3 protein-coding genes are annotated in these 19,239 nt (G+C 70.3%); all 3 read right to left on the bottom strand.

The features are described from left to right. Window positions 1–160: 160 nt before the first annotated feature. A complete protein-coding gene (rpoH, locus tag ACO6VK_RS05225; protein WP_017354635.1) occupies window positions 161–1,036 on the bottom strand; it encodes an RNA polymerase sigma factor RpoH in 876 nt (291 codons plus the stop codon). A gap of 556 nt (window positions 1,037–1,592) precedes the next feature. Beyond that, window positions 1,593–5,231: a hypothetical protein gene (locus tag ACO6VK_RS05220; protein WP_422505875.1), complete on the bottom strand. Its 3,639-nt coding sequence runs from the start codon at window positions 5,229–5,231 to the stop codon at window positions 1,593–1,595. A gap of 4 nt (window positions 5,232–5,235) precedes the next feature. After that, window positions 5,236–19,179 (bottom strand): Ig-like domain-containing protein, encoded by a 13,944-nt coding sequence (locus tag ACO6VK_RS05215; RefSeq protein ID WP_422505874.1) that lies wholly within the window; start codon window positions 19,177–19,179, stop codon window positions 5,236–5,238. Window positions 19,180–19,239: the final 60 nt, after the last annotated feature.

Below are 19,239 nucleotides of genomic sequence, written 5' to 3'. Positions count from 1 at the left end.
CCGTAGGCAACATGGATGTTGCCTACGAGCCCCCAAGGATGGGTTCACGGCGTGTCCCGGACAGGGCTGCCCCGCCCCTGCCCTCCAGAACACATAACGCGCCAGCACAAAAAAGCCCGGCATTCGCCGGGCTTTTCAATGCAACGCCAACCATCCCGCGTTAGGCGGTAAACAGCGCTTTCATCTTCTTCAGCGCGTTTGCTTCGACCTGGCGGATACGTTCGGCGGAAACGCCGTACTCGTCGGCCAGCTCCTGCAGCGTCACCTTGCTGTCCGCGTCCAGCCAGCGACGGCGGATGATGTCGCGCGAACGCGCATCCAGCTCGGCCAGGCCTTCGCGCAGCAGCTGCAGCTGGTTGTCTTCGCTGTCGGCGCGCTCGTAGGCCATCGACGGGTCTTCGTCATTGGCCATCAGGTAGGCGGCCGGCGACGGCGGTGCATGATCGTCGTCGTCATCGCTGGACGCGTCGAAACCGATATCGCGACCGGACAGACGCGATTCCATTTCCAGCACTTCGCGCTCGGACACGTTCAGGTCCTTGGCGACGGCGCTGACTTCGGCCGCGTTCATCCAGCCCAGGCGCGTCTTGGACTTGCGCAGGTTGAAGAACAGCTTGCGCTGCGCCTTGGTCGTGGCGACCTTCACGATGCGCCAGTTCTTCAGAATGAACTCGTGCATTTCCGCACGGATCCAGTGCACCGCGAAGGACACCAGGCGAACGCCCATGTCCGGATCGAAGCGCTTCACCGCCTTCATCAGGCCGATGTTGCCTTCCTGGATCAGGTCGCCCAGGGCCAGGCCGTAGCCGTTGTAGCCGCGGGCCACGTGCACCACGAAGCGCAGATGGGAATGGACCAGCTCGCGCGCGGCGTCCAGGTCCTGCTCGTCGCGGAAGCGGCGGGCCAGGTCCTGCTCGTCATCGACCGACAGCACCGGGATCTGGTGCACGGCACCGATGTAGGCGTCCAGCGAACCGAGCGCACTGGGAATCGGGAGATTGTTTGCCACAAGGGCAGTAGACATGTTCTGGCTCATAAGGGGCATCTTAGCAGTCGGAAACTTGGACTGCTAAAGGGGAAAGAAGTTCCAGCGTTCTGTTCATGCAACGATGGCACCGATAACCCGGATAACGTACCGCGAAATGATGACAGTGGCGAGCGGCGCCGGAAATCACGAATATTCCTTTTATTTCAATATCTTGAATTGATGAATAAGGGTGATCGGCGTCGTTTTTGCCTGAACGACCTGACGAACCGTGCCCATTCAGCCGAAAAATGTTGTCCATCGTTCAGCCAACCGCCGACGGCGGCGGCCAGGCAGATCCAGCGAGCGACCAGAGTGGGTCGGTGGCCCAGCCGGGCAGAGCCCGGCATTGCGAAAAGCCGACCCAAGGCGTCACCCACGCTGGCCGGACGACGGGAAGGTTGGCCGGTGGCCCCAGCCGGGCAGAGCCCGGCTCTACGAACCCAACGACGCCGCATCCACGGCCGAAGCCGACAACCGAAGCCGCGATGTCCGGTAGTGCCGAGCTCTGCTCGGCAGGCCAGACAATGACGAAGCCGGATGCTCGGCAGGCCAGACAATGACGAAGCTAGTAGTACCCCGCCATGTTCAGGAAGAACCCCTTCTGGTCGTACTTCAGCTCGGTCATGTCATCGCTGAACTCGGTGAAGTTGTAGCCCACGCCGACCTTGAAGTTCTCGCCCACGCGGCGGTCCACGCCCAGCAGCCAGCCCTTGCGCACGCCGCCGTCGCGCACCTTCAGCCAGCGGTGCTCGGCCAGCCCTTCCCACTGTGCCCACAGCCGGTAGCGCAGCTGCAGGGCGGCGAAGTCGGCGCGGCTGTCCAGCCAGGCGCCTTCGCCACGGCCGGTGCGGTAATCGCCCCAGCGTGACGCCAGTTTCGCCGCCAGTTCCCAACGCACGCCGAGCTGGCGGATGCCTTCCAGCGACAGCACCTGCGACCGCTGGTCGTACAGATTGCCGCCTTCCTGCCCGAGCGAGGCCACGTCGTAGAGATAGGTGAACTTGCTGAAACCGGCCCAGCGCGTGTTGTCGTGCGGGCGCCAGGCCAGCCCCACGTTCGCCTCCACCAGCTTGGCGTCGGCCAGCGCATCGATGCGGTCATCGGTGTCGGCGTAGTTGGCACGCAGCGCAAAGCGCCAGTCCTCGTTGAGCTTGTACAGCAGGCGGTTGGTGGTGACCCACTGTTCGCGCTGCTCGGCGCCACTGTCGCGACGGTACTCCAGCTTGCTGCTCCACTGCGCAACCGCGTCCGTGCGACCGCCGCTGACGCTGTACGCGCGGCGGTCGATGCGGCCCACGGTGGAATCCAGCTCGCCGTCCATGACCGTGAAGCCCAGGTTCCAGCCCTGCGCCGGGTAGAAATCCATGCCGAAGGTATGCACCAGCCCGGCGTTGTCCTGGCGGCGGTCCTTCAGGTACTGGCTCTCGTTGTAGACGTTGACCTGGTTGCTCAGCCGCCAGCGCTGGCCCAGCGTCCAGCCACTCTGCAGACCGGTGTCGAACAGCGGGTCGGTACCGGTGCGGTCGGTGCTGTAACTGTAGCTGCCGTACAGACTGTGGTCGGGCGCCATGCGGTACTCGCCATCCACCTTCGCACCGTGGCCACGGCTGCCACCGCTGACCTCCGCGCCGAGGCTGCTGCGGTCGCCGAACAGGTAGCGCGCGCCGAGCGTGAGCAGGTCGTTCTTCTCGTATGCCCCGCCGTCGTCGTCCAGCGTCACCTGGCCGGTGCCGTACAGCTCCCACGACGAGCCGAAGCGCTGGCGGTAGCCGATCGCGGCGAGCAACGCCGAGACGTCCTGCAGTTCCTGCTCTTCGCGCACGCGGCGCAGTTCGCCGGTGAGCTGGCCGTCGTTGCCCAGCCGCCATTCGGCGGTCAGCTGGCTCTGCTCCAGCGCCAGATCGCCCTGTTCGGTGCGGGTGTGCCGGCCGTACAGGCTGAGATCGTCGGTCAGGTAGCCGAGGAACTCGGCGCCGTATTCCTCGATCGGCTGGCCGGTATCCTGCCGCGCCACCGAGAAGCCGGCGTCCACGTCGCGCCACCACGCGCCCAGGCTCCAGTCCTGGGTGGTCCAGCCCAGCTCGCGCAGGTTGGCGCGTGCCTCCACCGCCGTGGCGGTGCCCGAGCGCCGGCCCTCGTAAGGATTGCGGCGGATGAAGCTCAAGCCACCGTTGTCCGAATAGAACACCGGTGCGGCCGTCGCCTCGGTGCGGGTCTGCTCCACTTTCAGGTAGGTGCCGCGACCGGCCTGCAAGGTGAGGTCGGCGCCCTTGAGGGAGTAGTTCTCGCCGCTGCGGTTCTCGTCCACCCAGGTGCCGCCGATCGCCACGTGGTCGCCGATCCACTGCCGGCCACGTGCGCCGTAGGTGACGTCGTCGCTGCTGAAGCCCAGCGGCACGTACTCGTAGTCCACCAGCAGCAGCTGGTCGTAGCCATCCAGCGGCATGTCGCGGGTGATGCTGCGGACATTCTCGCGGGTGAGCTGCGCCAGCGGCCGGGTCAGGATCAGGCGGCCCTGCAGATTGTCGATCTCGTAGTCCACGCCTTCCTGCAGGGTGGCGCGGGTCTCGGTGCGGCCGGTGGTGCGGTCGCGCACTTCCAGCACCACCTGTTCCGAGCCGGGCAGCACATCGGTGTGGCGCAGGTAGTAGAGGCTGCCGCCGGTGCCGAGGAATTCGCTGTGACCCGGCGCGGACTGCGCCTCGGAGCCGAACAGCTTCAGCTGCGAACGCGCCTCGCCCAGCGGGGTAGCGGCCAGCGAACGCCAGTTCAACGCGCCGCCGTACAGCGAGCGCACGTACTGGCCGTACTCGGTGCCGGTGATGCCGGTGGCGTAGTTGCCCCACAGTGCCTGGCTCTGGTCCCAGTCCATGCGCAGGTACAGCCGGCCCTGGGTATCCACATCGCGGTAGGTGGTGGAGTCGTCGCCGTACACCGGGTAGTACAGGTCCGGATCGAGGCGGCGGAACACGTCCTGCGCATCGGCCTCGCTGAAGTTGCGGAACAGATGCTTCAGTTCACGGTCCTGGGTATCGGCCTGTGCGGTCACCAGGTACTTGCCGCGCAGCTTGCCCTTCAGATAGAACGCCAGGCGCCCTTCGCTGAGGAAACCATCGGTGTCGCGGTCGTCGGCGGCCAGCGGCTGCACGTTGCCGCTGGCGGTGTTGCGCGACAGGGTGACATCGGCGATGGCCACCAGGAACAGGTAGCGGCCGGTGACATCCACGTCGAGCTGGCGCTGCGCGGCGGGCGCATCGCGCGATTCCACGCTGACGTCGTAGCGGTGCTCGCCGACCGGTTCCAGGAACTCGGCCGCGAACTTCTGCTCCAGGTCCACCGGGAAATCCTGGCCGTTGATGCGCACCCGGCTGTTGGGTTCCAGCCCGCGGCCATACAGGCGCACGCGCGAGCCGTGGATCGGGATGTTCTGCAGGCGCAGGGTGCTCTGCCCGTAGATGCTGTTGCTGACCTGCAGATCCTGCGCGCTGTCACCATCCAGGGCCTGGCCCAGGGTCTTCTGCACGTTCTCGCGGGTGAGCTGCAGGCCACGGTCGAAGTCGGCCGGGGTGACCAGCTGGATGCGCTGGACGCGGGTTTCATCGAAGGCACCGCCGGCCCCATAGGCGCGCGCGACATAGATCAGGTCGTCGCCGGTGCGCAGCTTGATCTGCGCCGGCAGCTCACCGTTCCACTCGGCGTCCCCCACGTAGTCGGCCGGCAGTGCGATGCGGGCCAGCGGCGTGACCAGATCGGTATCGGTGCCGCGGTACAGGGTCACTTCCAGCTTCTGGATGAAGGAGGCGTAGTTGTTGTAGCTGTGGAAGCGCAGCGGGCGGGTCACCCGGCCATTCTCGAACGGCACGGTGGCGGCGGCCTGCACGCTCAGGCTGGGCGGCACCATCGTCGGATCTTCGGTGGCCCACACCACGCCGCCGTTGGGCAGCTCGGCCATGAACTGTCCACCGGATGCGGCGACGTCGGGCGTGGTCGCCGGTGTGGCCGGCGCGGCGGCATCATCATCGCGGATACGCAGCAGCAGGTCGTCGCCGTTGCGGCACCCGTCGGCGTCACAGCGGATCGGCGCGACCGGGGGCACCGGCGGCCCCTGCTGGGCCAGCACCGGCAGCGGCGTCAGCAGCGCCACGGCGAGGAAGCGCACCGCGATGCGGCGGGAGATCGGGCTCTGGATCAGGGTCATGTCCATGTGGTCAGCGCCCCTCCCCGGTCGGGCGACCGGCACTGGCTGGGGCTTCGGGGGGATCGTCCAGTCGCAGGTGGTGCAGCACGGCGCCCTCCCCGGTCAGAACCTCCAGCGTGGTGGCGGCCGCCACGCCGGCAGGCAGGCGGGGTGTCAGCGCGGCAGCGAGGGCCTGGGCGCGTTGCCGTGCCAGGCCGTCCTGCCCGCTGGCTGCGGTGAGCTGCACGCGGCCACCGCCGCGCGCCACCAGCGCCTCTGCCGTCGTGTCCAGCAGCGGCGCACGATCGGCCTCCAGGCGGGCGCTGCCGGGTGCGAACACCGCGTCGCCCAGTTCGATGCGCACCGGCCGTGGCGGGGCCGCCGCCGCGCCGGGACCCGCACCGCGCAGCGCACCGTCGGGCATGCGCACGCCGAAATCGAAGCGCACCGGCAACCCGGGCGTGATCCGGCGGACCAGCGGGTTCGGCGTGGTGAAGCGCGCACCGGCCGGCAGCGTGGACGGATCGACCTTGAGGATGAAGTTGCGGCCGCGCGCCTGGCCACCGGGGATGCCGACCAGGTGGTAGCGCCCGAACGCGTCGGTTTCCATCAGCAGGCCTTCCACCGCCGCGATGCGCACGCCGGGAATGCCGCGCTCGCCCGCATCCTGGATGCCATTGCCGTTGCGGTCGTCGAACACGCTGCCGACGATCAGGCTTTCATCCAGCAGTGGATCGCTGGTGACGTCCACGTCGGCCGAGGCGACATTGCCGATCGTGCGGTTCTCCCCGTCGATGGCGGTGATGCGGTTGGTGTGCACGCCCGTGCCGGTACCGGCACCGACGCGCAGGTAGTACACCACCGTGGCACGTTCGCCCGCCGCCACGTCGATGCCGTCGATGCGCAGCGGCTGCACGCCGCTGGTGCGTGCATCGTTGTCGGCGTCGCGCACCGCGAACCCGCCGCGCACGAAGGTGAAGCCCGGCGGCAGCGTATCGAGCAGGGTGGCGCCGTTGGCATCCACCTCACCCACGTTGTCGATGGTGACGGTGTAGCGGACCAGGTCGCCGACCTGCGCGCTGCGCTTGGCCGCGACCTTGGTCAGCCGCAGCACGGCCTGCTGGCCGGCCACGGTGACCGCCACGTTCGCCTCGGCACACTGCGGGGTGGGAATGGACACATCGCAGACCCGGTAGCGGAAGCTGTCGGTGCCGGCGAAGGCCGCAGCCGGGGTGTAGGTGCAACGACCGGCGGCGCACTGTGCGGTGCCGTGCGCGGGCGCGCCCACCACCTGCAGCGAGGCCGGATCGAGCGCGGCGGCGCGGGCGCTGTCATTGGCCAGCACGTCGATGGCGAGCGGGCCGGCGGTGTCGGCGATGACGGCATCGTCGACCAGCGTCAGCACGTTCGGATCGACCGTGACGGTGACCGTGGCCGACGCGCATTCGGTCGGATCGGCCACGTCGCAGACCTGGTAACCGAAGGCCTGCACGCCGGCGAAGTTGGCCTGCGCGGCGAAGCGGATGCGGGCCCGCGGCAGCACCGTGGCCGTGCCATACGGCGGCGGCGCGGTGATGCTGACCGTGACGGTGTCCGGATTGATCGGGGTACCGTTGACGCGATCGTTGCCGAGCACGTCGATCTCGATCACGCCGTCCTGCGGGATCTCCACGCGGTCGTCCTCGGCATCCACACCCGGCTCGCCGGCGATGACGGTGACGGTCACGCTGCCGGTGTCGCACACGGTGGGCTGGTTGCGCAGGCACAGCGTGTAGGACGTGCTGTAGCTGCCCGGGGCGAGCCCCGCCGCCACATCCACCCAGCCATCGGCACTGAAGGTCAGCGCGGTGGTGGCGACCGGCGCGAAGGTGACCTGGGCCGGATCCAGCGATGCGGTGTTGAAGGTGTCGTTGGCGAACACGTTCAACAGGCGCGTGCGGCCGGCCGGGCCGACCGGACCGCCGCTGTCGTCCACCGCGAGCAGCACGCCGACCGGCCCCTGCACCAGCACCGTGGCGATGGCGGTGGTGCAGTTGGTCGGCACGCCGTTCTCGCACAGCTGGTAGGCGAGCTGCACCTGGCCCGGCTGGACGCCGGCGGCCACCATGATCTGGCCCTGGTTGTTCAGCGTGTAGCCCGGCGTACTGCCGGTCAGCGTGGCGATCACGCTGCCCAGCGGCGGCGGGGACACGTTGTTGAAGCTGTCGTTGTCCAGCACCGAGCGGGCGATGGTGCCGCCCACCGACGGATCGACCGGCGTGCCGGTGAAGTCGTCATTGACGGCGAGCACGATGTTGGCTGCGGCGCCAACGATGAAGGTGACGCTGGCGCTGGCGCACAGCGCGCTGTCCGGCGCAGGCAGGCAGGCCTGGTAGGTGAAGGTGACCGGGCCGCTGGTGCCGGCCGGCGCGGTGTAGGTGAAGCTGCCGTCGGCAGCGAACACCAGGCCAGGCGGCGTGGCGCCCTGCACGCTGTAGAGCGTGCCGGCCGGCAGGTTGTCGTTGGTGGCCACGCTGTTGCTCAGCGTCTGCCCGGCCTGCACCGGGAACGCGTCGTTCTGCGGTGCCGGGCTGATCACCAGGATGACGCTGGCGGTATCGCAGTTGCTCGGCGCCGCCGCTTCGCAGATCTGGTAGGTGAGCGTGGTGCGGCCGGACCCCACGCCGCTGGCGACGCTGATCGTGCCATCGGCGTTGAGGGTGATGCCGGCGGGCGCGCCCACCAGCGTCACCACCACATCGGCGGCCGCCGGTGGCGAGACACCGTTGAGGCTGTCGTTGGCCAGCACGCTGGTGGACGAGGTGCCGCCAGGCGCCACGCCGCTGAGCGTGTCGTCGCCGGCCACCAGGGTGCCGGTATTGACGTTGAGGGTGACGGTCGCGGTGCCGCACAGCGTGGCGTTGGGCGCCGGCAGGCAGACCTGGTAGGTGAAGCTCACCGGACCCACCGTGCCAAGCGGCGGCGCATAGGTGAACGTACCGTCGGCGTTGAATGTCAGACCCGCCGGCGGCGTGCCCTGCACCGTCCACACAGAGCCGGCGGGCATGCCGTCGTTGCCGGCCACGGTGCCGCTCAGCGTCTGGCCGGCCTGTACCGCGAAGGCATCGGCCTGCGGTGCGGGCGTGACGACCACGGTGAGGCTGGCGGTATCGCAGTTGGTCGGCGCCGCCGCTTCGCAGATCTGGTACGTGATCGTGGTCGGGCCGGAGACGACGCCGGCGCCAACACCGATCGTGCCGTCGGGGTTGATGGTGTAGCCGGCGGGCGCACCGACCAGGGTCAGCACCACGTTGGCCGGCGCCGGCGGGGTGACACCGTTGAGCGCGTCGTTGGCCAGCACACTGGTGGACGACGTGGTGCCGGGGGCGACCGCGCCCAGCGTGTCATCGCCGGCCACCAGCGTGCCGTTGTTGATGTTGATCGTGGCCGTGGCGGTGGCGCAGCTGGCGGCGTTGGGCGCGGGCAGGCAGACCTGGTAGGTGAGGCTCACCGGGCTGGGCGTGCCGGTGGGCGGGGTGTAGCCCAGCGTGCCATCCGAGGCCAGCGTGAGGCCGGTGGGCGGGGTGCCCTGCACCGTCCACACCGAGCCGGCCGGCATGTTGTCGTTGCTGGCCACACTGGCGGTGAGCGTCTGCCCCACCTGCACCGAGAACGCGTCGTTCTGCGGCGCCGGTGCGACCACCACGGTGGCACTGGCGGTGGCGCAGTTGGACGGGACCGCCGCTTCGCAGACCTGGTAAGTCAGCGTGATCGGGCCCGATACCACGCCGGCGCCAACACCGATCGTGCCGTCGGGGTGGATGGTGTAGCCGGCCGGCGCGCCGACCAGCGACAACACCACATCGGCAGCGGCCGGCGGCGACACACCGTTGAGGCTGTCGTTGGCCAGCACGCTCACGGTGGAGGCGCCGCCCGGGGCGATGCTGCCCACCGCATCGTCCACGGCGCTGAGCACGCCGCCGGCAATGGCCACCGTGACGGTGGCGGTGCCGCAGGTCGCGGCATCCGGCGCCGGCAGGCAGGCCTGGTAGGTGAAGGTCACCGGCCCGGTGGTCCCGGCCGGCGGGGTGTAGGAGAGCGCGCCGTCGGCGGCCAGGACCAGGCCGGCAGGCACCGCGCCCTGCACCGTCCAGGTCGAACCGGCGGGCATGTTGTCGTTGCTGGCCACACTGGCGGTGAGCGTCTGCCCCACGCGTGCGCTCAGGGTGTCGTTCTGCGGCACCGGGGCGACCACGATCGCCACGCGGGCGGTATCGCAGTTGCTGGGCGCAGCGGCTTCGCAGATCTGGTAGGTCAGCGTCGCCGCGCCGGCGATCACGCCGGTGGCCACGCTGATCACCCCATCGGCGCCGAGGGTGAAGCCGGCCGGCGCGCCAACCAGACTGAGCACGACCGACGCCGGTGCGGGCGGACTGACCCCGTTGAGGCGGTCGTTGACCAGCACGCTGGTGCCCGCCGCACTGCCCGGCGCCACGGTGCCGAGCACGTCGTCGCCGGCGGCGACGGTGCCGTTGTTGATGTTGATCGTGACCGTGGCGGTGCCGCACGCCGTGGCGTTCGGCGCCGGCAGGCAGACCTGGTAGGTGAAGGTCACCGGGCTGGGCGTGCCGCCCGGCGGGGTGTAGCTGAGGCCGCCGTTGCTGGCCAGGGTCAGGCCTGCGGGCGCTGCGCCCTGCAGCGTCCACAGCGAGCCGGCCGGCATGTTGTCGTTGCCGGCGACACTGGTGCTCAGGGTCTGCCCCACCGGAACAGAGAAGGCATCCGCCTGCGGTGCCGGCGCGATCACCACGGCCACGCTGGCGGTGTCGCAGTTGGTCGGCGCGGCGGCTTCGCAGATCTGGTAGGTGAGCGTGGTCGGGCCGGACACCGCCCCGGTGGGCACCACGAGCGTGCCATCGGCATTGATCGCATAGCCGGTCGGCGCACCGACCAGGCTGAGCACCACGTCCGCGGCGGCGGGCGGGGTGACGCCGTTGAGCGCATCGTTGGCCAGCACGCTGGTCGACGACGTGCCGCCCGGTGCCACGCTGGCGAGCGTGTCGTCGGCCGCCACCAGTTGACCATTGTTGACGTTGAGGGTGACGGTGGCGGTGCCGCACAGCGCGGTGTACGGCGCAGGCAGGCACACCTGGTAGGTGAAGCCCACCGGGCTCAGGGTGCCGATCGGCGGCGTATAGGTGAACGTTCCGTCGGCGTTGAAGACCAGGCCGGTGGGCGCGGTGCCCTGCACCGTCCAGCTCGCGCCGGCCGGCATGCCGTCATTGCCGGCCACGCTGCCGGTGAGGGTCTGCCCCACCCGCACCGCGAACGCATCGTTCTGCGGTGCCGGGCTGACCACCACCGTGACAGTGGCGGTATCGCAGTTGGTCGGCGCGGCCACTTCGCAGATCTGGTAGGTGATCGTGGTCGGCCCGGCGATCACCCCGGCGGCGACGTTGATCGTGCCATCGGCATTGATCGCGAAACCGCCCGGTGCGCCAACCAGGCTCAGCACCACATCCGCGGCCGCCGGTGGCGTGGCGCCATTGAGCGCATCGTTGGCCAGCACGCTGGCGGCGGAGGTGCTGCCCGGGGCAACGCCGGTCAGCGTGTCGTCGCCGGCAGCGAGGGTGCCGTTGTTGATGTTGAGCGTCACGATGGCGGTGCCGCACAGGCCCGCGTTCGGTGCCGGCAGACAGGCCTGGTAGGTGAAGGTCACCGGGCTCGCCGTGCCGACCGGCGCGGTGTAGGTGAAGGTGCCATCGGCGTTGAAGGACAGGCCGGCCGGCGGCGTGCCCTGCACGGCATACGCCGCGCCGGGCGGCAGGCCGTCGTTGGCTGCCACGCTGTTGCTCAGCGTCTGCCCGGCCTGCAGCGAGAACGCGTCGTTCTGCGGTGCCGGCGACACGATCACGGTGACGGTGGCGGTGTCGCAGTTCGTCGGCGCGGCGGCTTCGCAGATCCGGTAGGTCAGCGGGGTCGACCCGGCCGTGGTGCCCACCGCGACGGCGATGGTGCCGGCCGGGGTGATGGTGAAGCCGGACGGTGCGCCGACCAGGCTCAGCACCACATCGGCGGCCGCCGGCGGCGTGACGCCGTTGAGGCTGTCGTTGGCCAGCACACTGGTGGACGAGCTGCCGCCGGGCGCGACGCCGCTGAAGGTGTCGTCGCCGGCCGTCAGGGTGCCGGTGTTGATGGCGATCGTCGCGGTCGCAGTGCCGCACAGCGCGGCGTACGGCGCCGGCAGGCAGGCCTGGTAGGTGACGCTCACCGGCCCGGTGGCACCGATCGGCGGGGTGTAGGTGAAGGTGCCATTGGCGTTGAAGGTCAGCCCGGCGGGCGCGGTGCCCTGCAGCGCCCAGGTCGACCCGGCGGGCAGGTTGTCGTTGCCGCCCACGCTGCCGCCGAGCGTCTGCCCGGCCTGCACCGCGAAGCTGTCGTTCTGCGGCGCCGGCGACACCACCACGGTGATGCTGGCGGTGTCGCAGTTGATCGGCGTGATGGCATCGCAGAGCTGGTAGGTCAGCACGGTGGTGCCGGCGGTCGTTCCGAGCGCCACGCTCACTTCACCGGCGGCATTGAGACCGAACCCGGCCGGTGCGCCCACCAGGCTCAGCACCACGCTGGCGCTTGCCGGCGGGCTGACGCCGTTGAGACTGTCGTTGTTGAGCACGCTGCCGGGCGCGGTGCTGCCCGGTGCAACGCCGATGAAGGTGTCGTCGCTGGCGACCAGATTGCCCACGCTGATGTTGAGCGTGACCGTGGCGGTGCTGCACAGCGCCGCGTTCGGGGCCGGCAGGCACAGCTGGTAGGTGAACGTGACCGGGCCGATCGTGCCGAGCGGCGGGGTGTAGGTAAAGGTGCCGTTGGCGTTGAAGACCAGGCCGGCCGGCGTGGCGCCCTGTACGGTCCAGGTCGCGCCGGCGGGCGCGTTGTCGTTGGCGGCCACATTGCCATTGCTGATGGTGCCGCCGCTCTGCACCGCATAGGCATCGTTCTGCGCCACCGGGCGGATCACCAGCGCAATCGTGGCGGTATCGCAGTTGGTGGGCGCCGCCGCTTCGCAGATCTGGTACGTCAGCGTGGTCGTGCCGGCGGTGGCACCGGACGGCACGGTGACCGTGCCATCGGCGGCGATGCTGTAGCCAGCCGGCGCACCGACCAGGCTCAGCTGCACGCTGGCGGCCGCGGGCGGGGTTGCCCCATTGAGTGCATCGTTGGCCAGCACGCTCGGCGTGGCGCTGCCCGGGGCAATGCCGACAAAGCTGTCATCGGCGGCGACCAGCGTGCCGAGGTTGACGTTCACGGTCACGGTTGCAGTGCCGCACACGCCGGCATTCGGTGCGGGCAGGCAGGTCTGGTAGGTGAAGGTGACCGCACCGGTGGTGCCCACCGGCGGCGTGTAGGTGAACGTGCCATCCGCGTTGAAGGTCAGCCCCGGCGGCGGCGTGCCCTGCACCGCCCAGGTCGAGCCGGCCGGCATGCGGTCGTTGCCACCGGCATCGGCGTTGGTGAGGGTGCCGCCGGCCTGCACGGCAAAGGCATCGCTCTGCGGTGCCGGGGTGATCACCAGGCGGATCACGGCGGTGGCGCAGTTGGTCGGCGACGCGGCTTCGCACAGCTGGTAGGTGAGCGTGGTGGCACCGGCAATGGCGGTGGCCGGCACCTGCACGGTGCCGTCGTTGTTGATGACGAACCCGGGCTGCGCGCCCACCAGCAGCAGCTGCACGGTGGCCGGCGCCGGCGGAGTGACGCCGTTGAGCGCGTCATTGGCCAGCACGCTCGGCGTCACCGCGCCACCGGTCAGCGGCGCAGCGAAGGTGTCGTCGTTGGCGACCACCGCGTTCACCGCGAGCGTGAGCGTCACCGTGGCCGTGCTGCACACCGCCGTATCGGGCGCGGGCAGGCAGGCCTGGTAGGTGAAGGTGACCGCCCCGACCGTGCCGGCCGGCGGCGTGTAGGTGAAGCTGCCATTGCTGTTGAAGGCCAGCCCCTGCGGCGGCACCGCCACGTTCCAGGTCGAGCCGGCCGGCAGGCCGTCGTTGCCCGCGACATTGCCGGCGTTGGCCTGTCCGGCCTGCACGACGAAAGCATCGTCCACGGCGGTGGGACGCACCACCAGCGCGATGGTGGCGGTGTCGCAGTTGTTGGCGGCGGCGGCTTCGCACAGCTGGTAGGTCAGCACGGTGGCACCGGCAGCCGCGTTGGCGGCCACCGATACGGTGCCGTCGGAATTGAGGGTGAAGCCGGCCGGCGCACCGACCAGCGACAGCGACACGCTCGCCGGCGCCGGCGGCGTCACGCCGTTGAGCGCGTCGTTGCCGAGCACGCTGGGCGTGACGGCCCCCGGTGCGATCGGGCCAACGCTGTCGTCGGCGGCCACCAGCGTGCCGTTGTTGATGTTCAGCACAACGGTGGCGGTGCCGCACACCGCCGCATTCGGCGCAGGCAGGCAGGTCTGGTAGACGAAACTGACGGGGCTGGCGGTGCCGGCCGGCGGCGCATAGGTCAAGCTGCCGTCCGCCGAGAAGGCAAGGCCGGCCGGCGGCGCGCCCTGCAGCGCCCACGTCGAGCCGGCCGGCATGCTGTCGTTGCCCGCCACACTGGCGGTGAGCGTCTGCCCCGCCTGTACCGAGAACGCATCATTGGCCGGCGCCGGGGCGACCACCAGCGCGACGGTGGCGGTATCGCAGTTGCTCACGGCGAGTGCTTCGCAGACCTGGTAGGTCAGCGTGGTGGCGCCGGCCAGGGTGCCGGCCGCCACGGCAACCGTGCCATCGGCGGCGATGCTGAAGCCGGCCGGTGCGCCGACCAGCGACAGCACCACGTCGGCCGGCAACGGCGTGGCGCCGTTGAGCGTGTCGTTGGCGAGCACGCTTGGCGTCGATCCGCCCGGTGCGACCGGCGGGGTGACACTGTCATCGACGGCCACCAGCGTGCCGCTGTTGACGTTGAGCGTGACCGTGGCGGTGGCGCACACGCCCGCATCCGGTGCGGGCAGGCAGACCTGGTAGGTGAACGACTCGGTGCCGGTGAAGCCGACCGGCGGGGTATACGTCACTGCCCCGTTGCCGCCGAACACCAGCCCGGTCGGCGCCGGACCGACCACGCTGAACACTGCGCCTGCCGGCACGTTGTCATTGCCCGCCACCGAGCCGGTGATGCCCTGCCCGACCGGCGTGGAGAACGCATCATCCACCGCCGACGGCGCCACCACCACGCGTGCGCTGGCGGTGGCGCAGTTGGCCGGCGCGGCTGCTTCGCAGACCTGGTAGGTCAGGGTTCTGGCACCGGCGGGGGTACCGGCGGCAACGATCACCGCGCCTTCGCCGGTGATGCTCAGCCCGGCCGGCGCGCCGACCAGCGACAGCACGACCGCGGCCGACACCGGCGGGGTGACGCCATTGAGCGAATCGTTGGCCAGCACCGAGGTGGTGCTGCCGCCGCTGACCGGATTGATCGGGGTGCTGCTGAAATCGTCGTTGACCGCCGCCAGCGTGCCGGCGTTGACCGTGATGGTTGCCGTGGCGCTCGCGCACAGTGCGCCATTCGGCGCCGGCAGGCACACCTGGTAGGTGAAGGCGACCGGCCCGGTGGTGCCCACCGGCGGGGTGTAGGTGAAGCTGCCGTTGCTGCTGAACGTCAGCCCGCCCGGCGTTGGGCCGGTCACGCTGAACAGTGCGCCCGGCGGCACGTTGTCGTTGCCGGCCACGGTGTCGTTGAGCACCTGCCCGGCCGGCGTCGAGAAGGCATCGTTGCCTGCCGACGGGGTGACCACCACGCGGATCGTCGCGCTCGCGCAGTTGGCCGGCACAGCGGCTTCGCAGACCTGGTAGGTCAGCACCGTGGCGCCGCCCGCCGCGCTGGCCGGAACCTGGAGCACGCCGTTGGCATCGAGTGCATAGCCGGCCGGCGCACCGACCAGACTCAGGGTGACGCTGCCGGCAGCCGGCGGGGTGACACCATTGAGGGCATCGTTGGCCAGCACACTGGCCGGCGCGCTGCTGCCCGGGGCCAGCGGGGTGCCGCTGAAGTCGTCGTCCACCGCCACCAGCGTGCCGGCGTTGACGAAGATGGTCGCCGTGGCGGGACTGCACTGCGCACTGTCGGGCGCCGGCAGGCACACCTGGTAGCTGAAGGTCACCGGCCCGGTGAAGCCGGTCGGCGGGGTATACAGCACACTTCCGTCCGGGCCGAACTGCAGGCCGGCCGGCGCTGCGGCGGTCAGGCTGAACACCGCACCGGTCGGGGCGTTGTCGTTGCTGCCCACATTGCCGGCCAGCAGCTGCCCGGCGGGCGTGGAGAACGCATCGTCCGCGGCCGACGGTGTCACCACCACGCGGATCTGCGCCGAATCGCAGTTGCTCTGCAGCGCGGCCTCGCAGACCTGGTAGGTGAGCGTCGTCGCGCCGGCACGTGCGCCACCGGCAACCGTGAGCGTGCCGTCGGTCGCCAGGCTGACGCCCGACGGTGCGCCCATCAGGCTCACCACCACGTCGCTGGACGCCGGCGGCACGGTGCCGTTGAGCGAATCGTTGCCCAGCACCGACAGCGTGGTGCCGCCCGTACCCGGATTGATCGGCGCGGCGCTGAAATCGTCGTCGTTGGCCACCAGCGTGCCGGCGTTGACGTTGATGGTGGCCGTGGCACCGGCGCACACCGCGGCGTTGGGCGCGGGCAGGCAGGCCTGGTAGGCGAACGTGATCGCGCCCTGCGTCCCCACCGGCGGGGTGTACACGAAGCCACCGCTGGCGGTGAACGCCAGGCCGGCCGGCACCGTGCCGCTGATGCTGAAGGTGGCGTTCGCCGGCACGTTGTCGTTGCCCGCCACGCTGGCGGTCAACGGCACACCCACGGGGGTGCTGAAGTTGTCGTTGACCGCCACCGGCGCCAGCAGCAGCTGGACGCCCGCGGTCGCGCAGTTGGTCGGCAGTGCCGCTTCGCACATCTGGTAGGAGAACGCGACGGCGCCGGCCGCGGCGCCGCCGGGGACCGAAACGGTGCCGTTGCTGTTGAGCACGTAGCCGGCGGGCGCGCCGACCAGGCTCAGGATCACGTCGGCGGGCGCAGGCGGAACCGCCCCGTTGATGGTGTCGTTGGCCAGCACGCTGGTGGTGGTGCCGCCCACGGCGGGATTGAGCACGGCCGCGCGGAAGTCGTCGTCGTTGGCGACCAGGGTGCCGGCGTTGACGTTGAGCGTGACCGTGGCGGTATCACAGACCGTCGCCAGCGGCGCGGCCAGGCACGCCCGGTAGTCGAAGGTGACGGTGCCGGTGAACTGCGCCGGCGGCGTGTACGTGAAGCTGCCGTCCGCAGTGAACACCAGGCCGGCCGGGGTGGCGCCGGCCACGGTGAAGGTCGTGCCCGCAGCCACGTTGTCGTTCACCGCCACGTTGCCGCTCACCGGCCGCCCGACCCGCGTGGTGAAGGCATCAGCCACCGCATCGGGCGCGATCACCACCGCGATGGTGGCGGTATCGCAGTTGCCCGTGCCGGCCTGGCACAGCTGGTAGGTCAGCGTCACCGGGCCGGCCGGTGCACCCGCCGGCACCTGCAGCTGGCCGTTGGGTTCCAGCGTGTAGCCGGCCGGCGGCGCGTTGATCAGCGACAGTGCGGCCTGCGCGGGCGCGATTGCGGCGCCATTGAAGGTGTCGTTGCCCAGCACGCTGGCGGTGAGACCGCCGGCACCTGTCAGCGGCGTGGCGCTGAAATCGTCGTCGTTGGCCGCGATCACGCCGGCAGCCACATTGATCGTCACCGTCGCGGTATCGCATACCCCGCCATTGGGCGCAGGCAGGCAGAGCTGGTAGCTGAAGCTGTCCGGACCGGTGTACGTGGACTGGGCCAGGTACGTGAAACTGCCATCGGCATTGACCGTCACGCTGCCGTGTGCGGCCACGCCGAGCAGGCTGAACTGCGCGCCGGCCGGCGCGTTGTCATTGCCGGACACGGTCGCCGCAAACGGCACGCCCGCCGTCGCCACGAAGGTGTCGTTGACGGCATCGGGCGCGACCACCAGCTGCACGGTCGCGGTGGCGCAGTTGGCCGGCGCGGCCTGTTCGCACAGCTGGTAACCGAAGGCCACCGCACCGGCGGCGGCGCCGGCCGGTACCAGCACCTGCCCGCCCGCATTGACGGCATAGCCGGCCGGCGCACCGGTGAGGGTCAGGGTGACCGTGCCCGGCACGACGGCGGCACCGTTGAAGGTGTCATTGGCCAGCAGGCTTGCAGACGTGGCGGTACCCGGCTGGACCGGCGTGACGAACAGATCGTTCGCGGCCAGCAGCTGGTTGGCCAGCACATTCACGCTGACGGTGGCGGTATCACAGACCCCGACGTTCGGCGTAGGCAGACACACCCGGTAGGTGAAGCTGTCCGGCCCGGTGTTGCCGCCGGTGGGCGTGTAGCTGAAGGTGCCATCGGCGTTGACCACCACGGCGCCGCGGGTCGGCGCGGTGGCCAGCGTGTAGGTGGACCCGCTGGCGATGTTGTCGTTGGTGGCCAGGCTGCCGGCCACCGGCTGCCCGCCGCCCGGCGTGGACACGCTGTCGTTGACCGCATCCGGGCTGACGATCAGGGAGGCCGTGGCGGTGGCGCAGTTGCCGGGCAGCGCGTTTTCGCAGAAGCGGTAGGTCAGCGACAGCGGCCCGGCGGCGGCCGTGGCCGGCACCTGGATCGTGCCATTGCCATTGATCGCGAAGCCGGTCGGTGCGCCGACCAGCGACAGCGTCACCTGCGCCTGCGGCACCGCACCGCCGTTGAAGGTGTCGTTGGTCAACACCGTCGGGGTCAGGCCGCCAGCGCCGGCAGGAAGGGGCGTGGCGAAACTGTCGTCGACCGCGACCAGCGCATTGGCATTGACCACGATCGTGGCCGTGCCGATGGCGCACACGGTGCCATTCGGCGCCGGCAGGCACACCTGGTACTGGAACGTGGTTCCCGCGCTGATCCCGCCGGCAGGTGCATACGTGAAGAGGCCGGCGGTGGTGACGGTCAACCCGGCCGGCGGTGTACCGATGGCGCTGAAGACCGCGCCGGCCGGCGCATTGTCGTTGCCGGCGACGCTGCCGCTGAGCGACGCGGCGCCACCGACGGCGTTGAAGCTGTCGTTCACGGCCGTGGGGCCAATCACCAGGCTCGCGGTCGCGCTCGCGCAGTTGGTCGGCGAGGTGTTCTCGCAGATCTGGTAGGTGAGCGTGGTGGCGCCCGCCGCCGCACCAGCAGGCACGGCGATCACGCCGGCGCTGTTGATGGTGAAGCCGGCCGGTGCGTTCTGCAGCGAGATGATCAGCGCCGCACCGTTGACCGGCGCGCCGTTGAGCGTGTCGTTGGCGAGCACGGTGGGCGTGGTGCCGCCGGTGGCCGACGAAATGGCCGTGGCGAACGCATCGTTGTTGGCGACCAGCGCATTGGGCTGCACCGGCACGGCCGGTGTAGTGGCGGTGTTGTCCCCCGGGGTGGGATCGGTGGTGCCCGGCGGCAGCACCAGCGACACGCTGTTGGCCGGAACCGTGGCCGGCGTGGACGTCGGCGCGGTGGCATTGACCAGCAGCACCACGCTGTCGCCCACGGCGACATTGACCTGTACGTTGATCGCATTGCCGCTGCCGCTGGGCTGCGCGCACGACGATGCCGCCGTGGTGCCCTGGCAGGTCCAGGTGACAGCGGTGAGCAGCGACGACACGCTGTCGACCACGCCCACCCCGGCCGCCGCCGATGGGCCGGCATTGCTGACCTGGATGCGGTACTGCACCGCGCCACCGGCCGCCACCGGGCTGGCGCTGAGCAGCGCCTTGGTCACGCTCAGCTGTGCCTGCACGGCCAGCGCGTTGGCGTCGCTGGCGGTGTTGTTGCCCAGCGCCGGGTCGCCGACGTCGGCCGGCGCGGTGACGGTGGCGGTATTGGTCAGCGGATTGGGGTAGCTCTGTGCCAGCAGGGGCGGCGGCAGCAGCAACGCCAACAGGGCCATCGCGCGCGCGATGCTGGCCGAAGCCATGCGTGCCCTGCTGTGCGTGCCGGTTGCTGCCATGCGCTCATCCTCGAAAGCGGCCGAAGG

Source organism: Stenotrophomonas sp. GZD-301 (assembly GCF_049310345.1).
Lineage (GTDB): Bacteria > Pseudomonadota > Gammaproteobacteria > Xanthomonadales > Xanthomonadaceae > Stenotrophomonas.
This window is presented reverse-complemented; position numbering and strand designations above follow the sequence as displayed.

Bases quoted from the DNA above. Each gene is read 5' to 3' on its own strand.
- rpoH (WP_017354635.1), bottom strand. From the start codon at position 1,036: ATGAGCCAGAACATGTCTACTGCCCTTGTGGCAAACAATCTCCCGATT.
- ACO6VK_RS05220 (WP_422505875.1), bottom strand. From the start codon at position 5,231: ATGGACATGACCCTGATCCAGAGCCCGATCTCCCGCCGCATCGCGGTG.
- ACO6VK_RS05215 (WP_422505874.1), bottom strand. From the start codon at position 19,179: ATGGCTTCGGCCAGCATCGCGCGCGCGATGGCCCTGTTGGCGTTGCTG.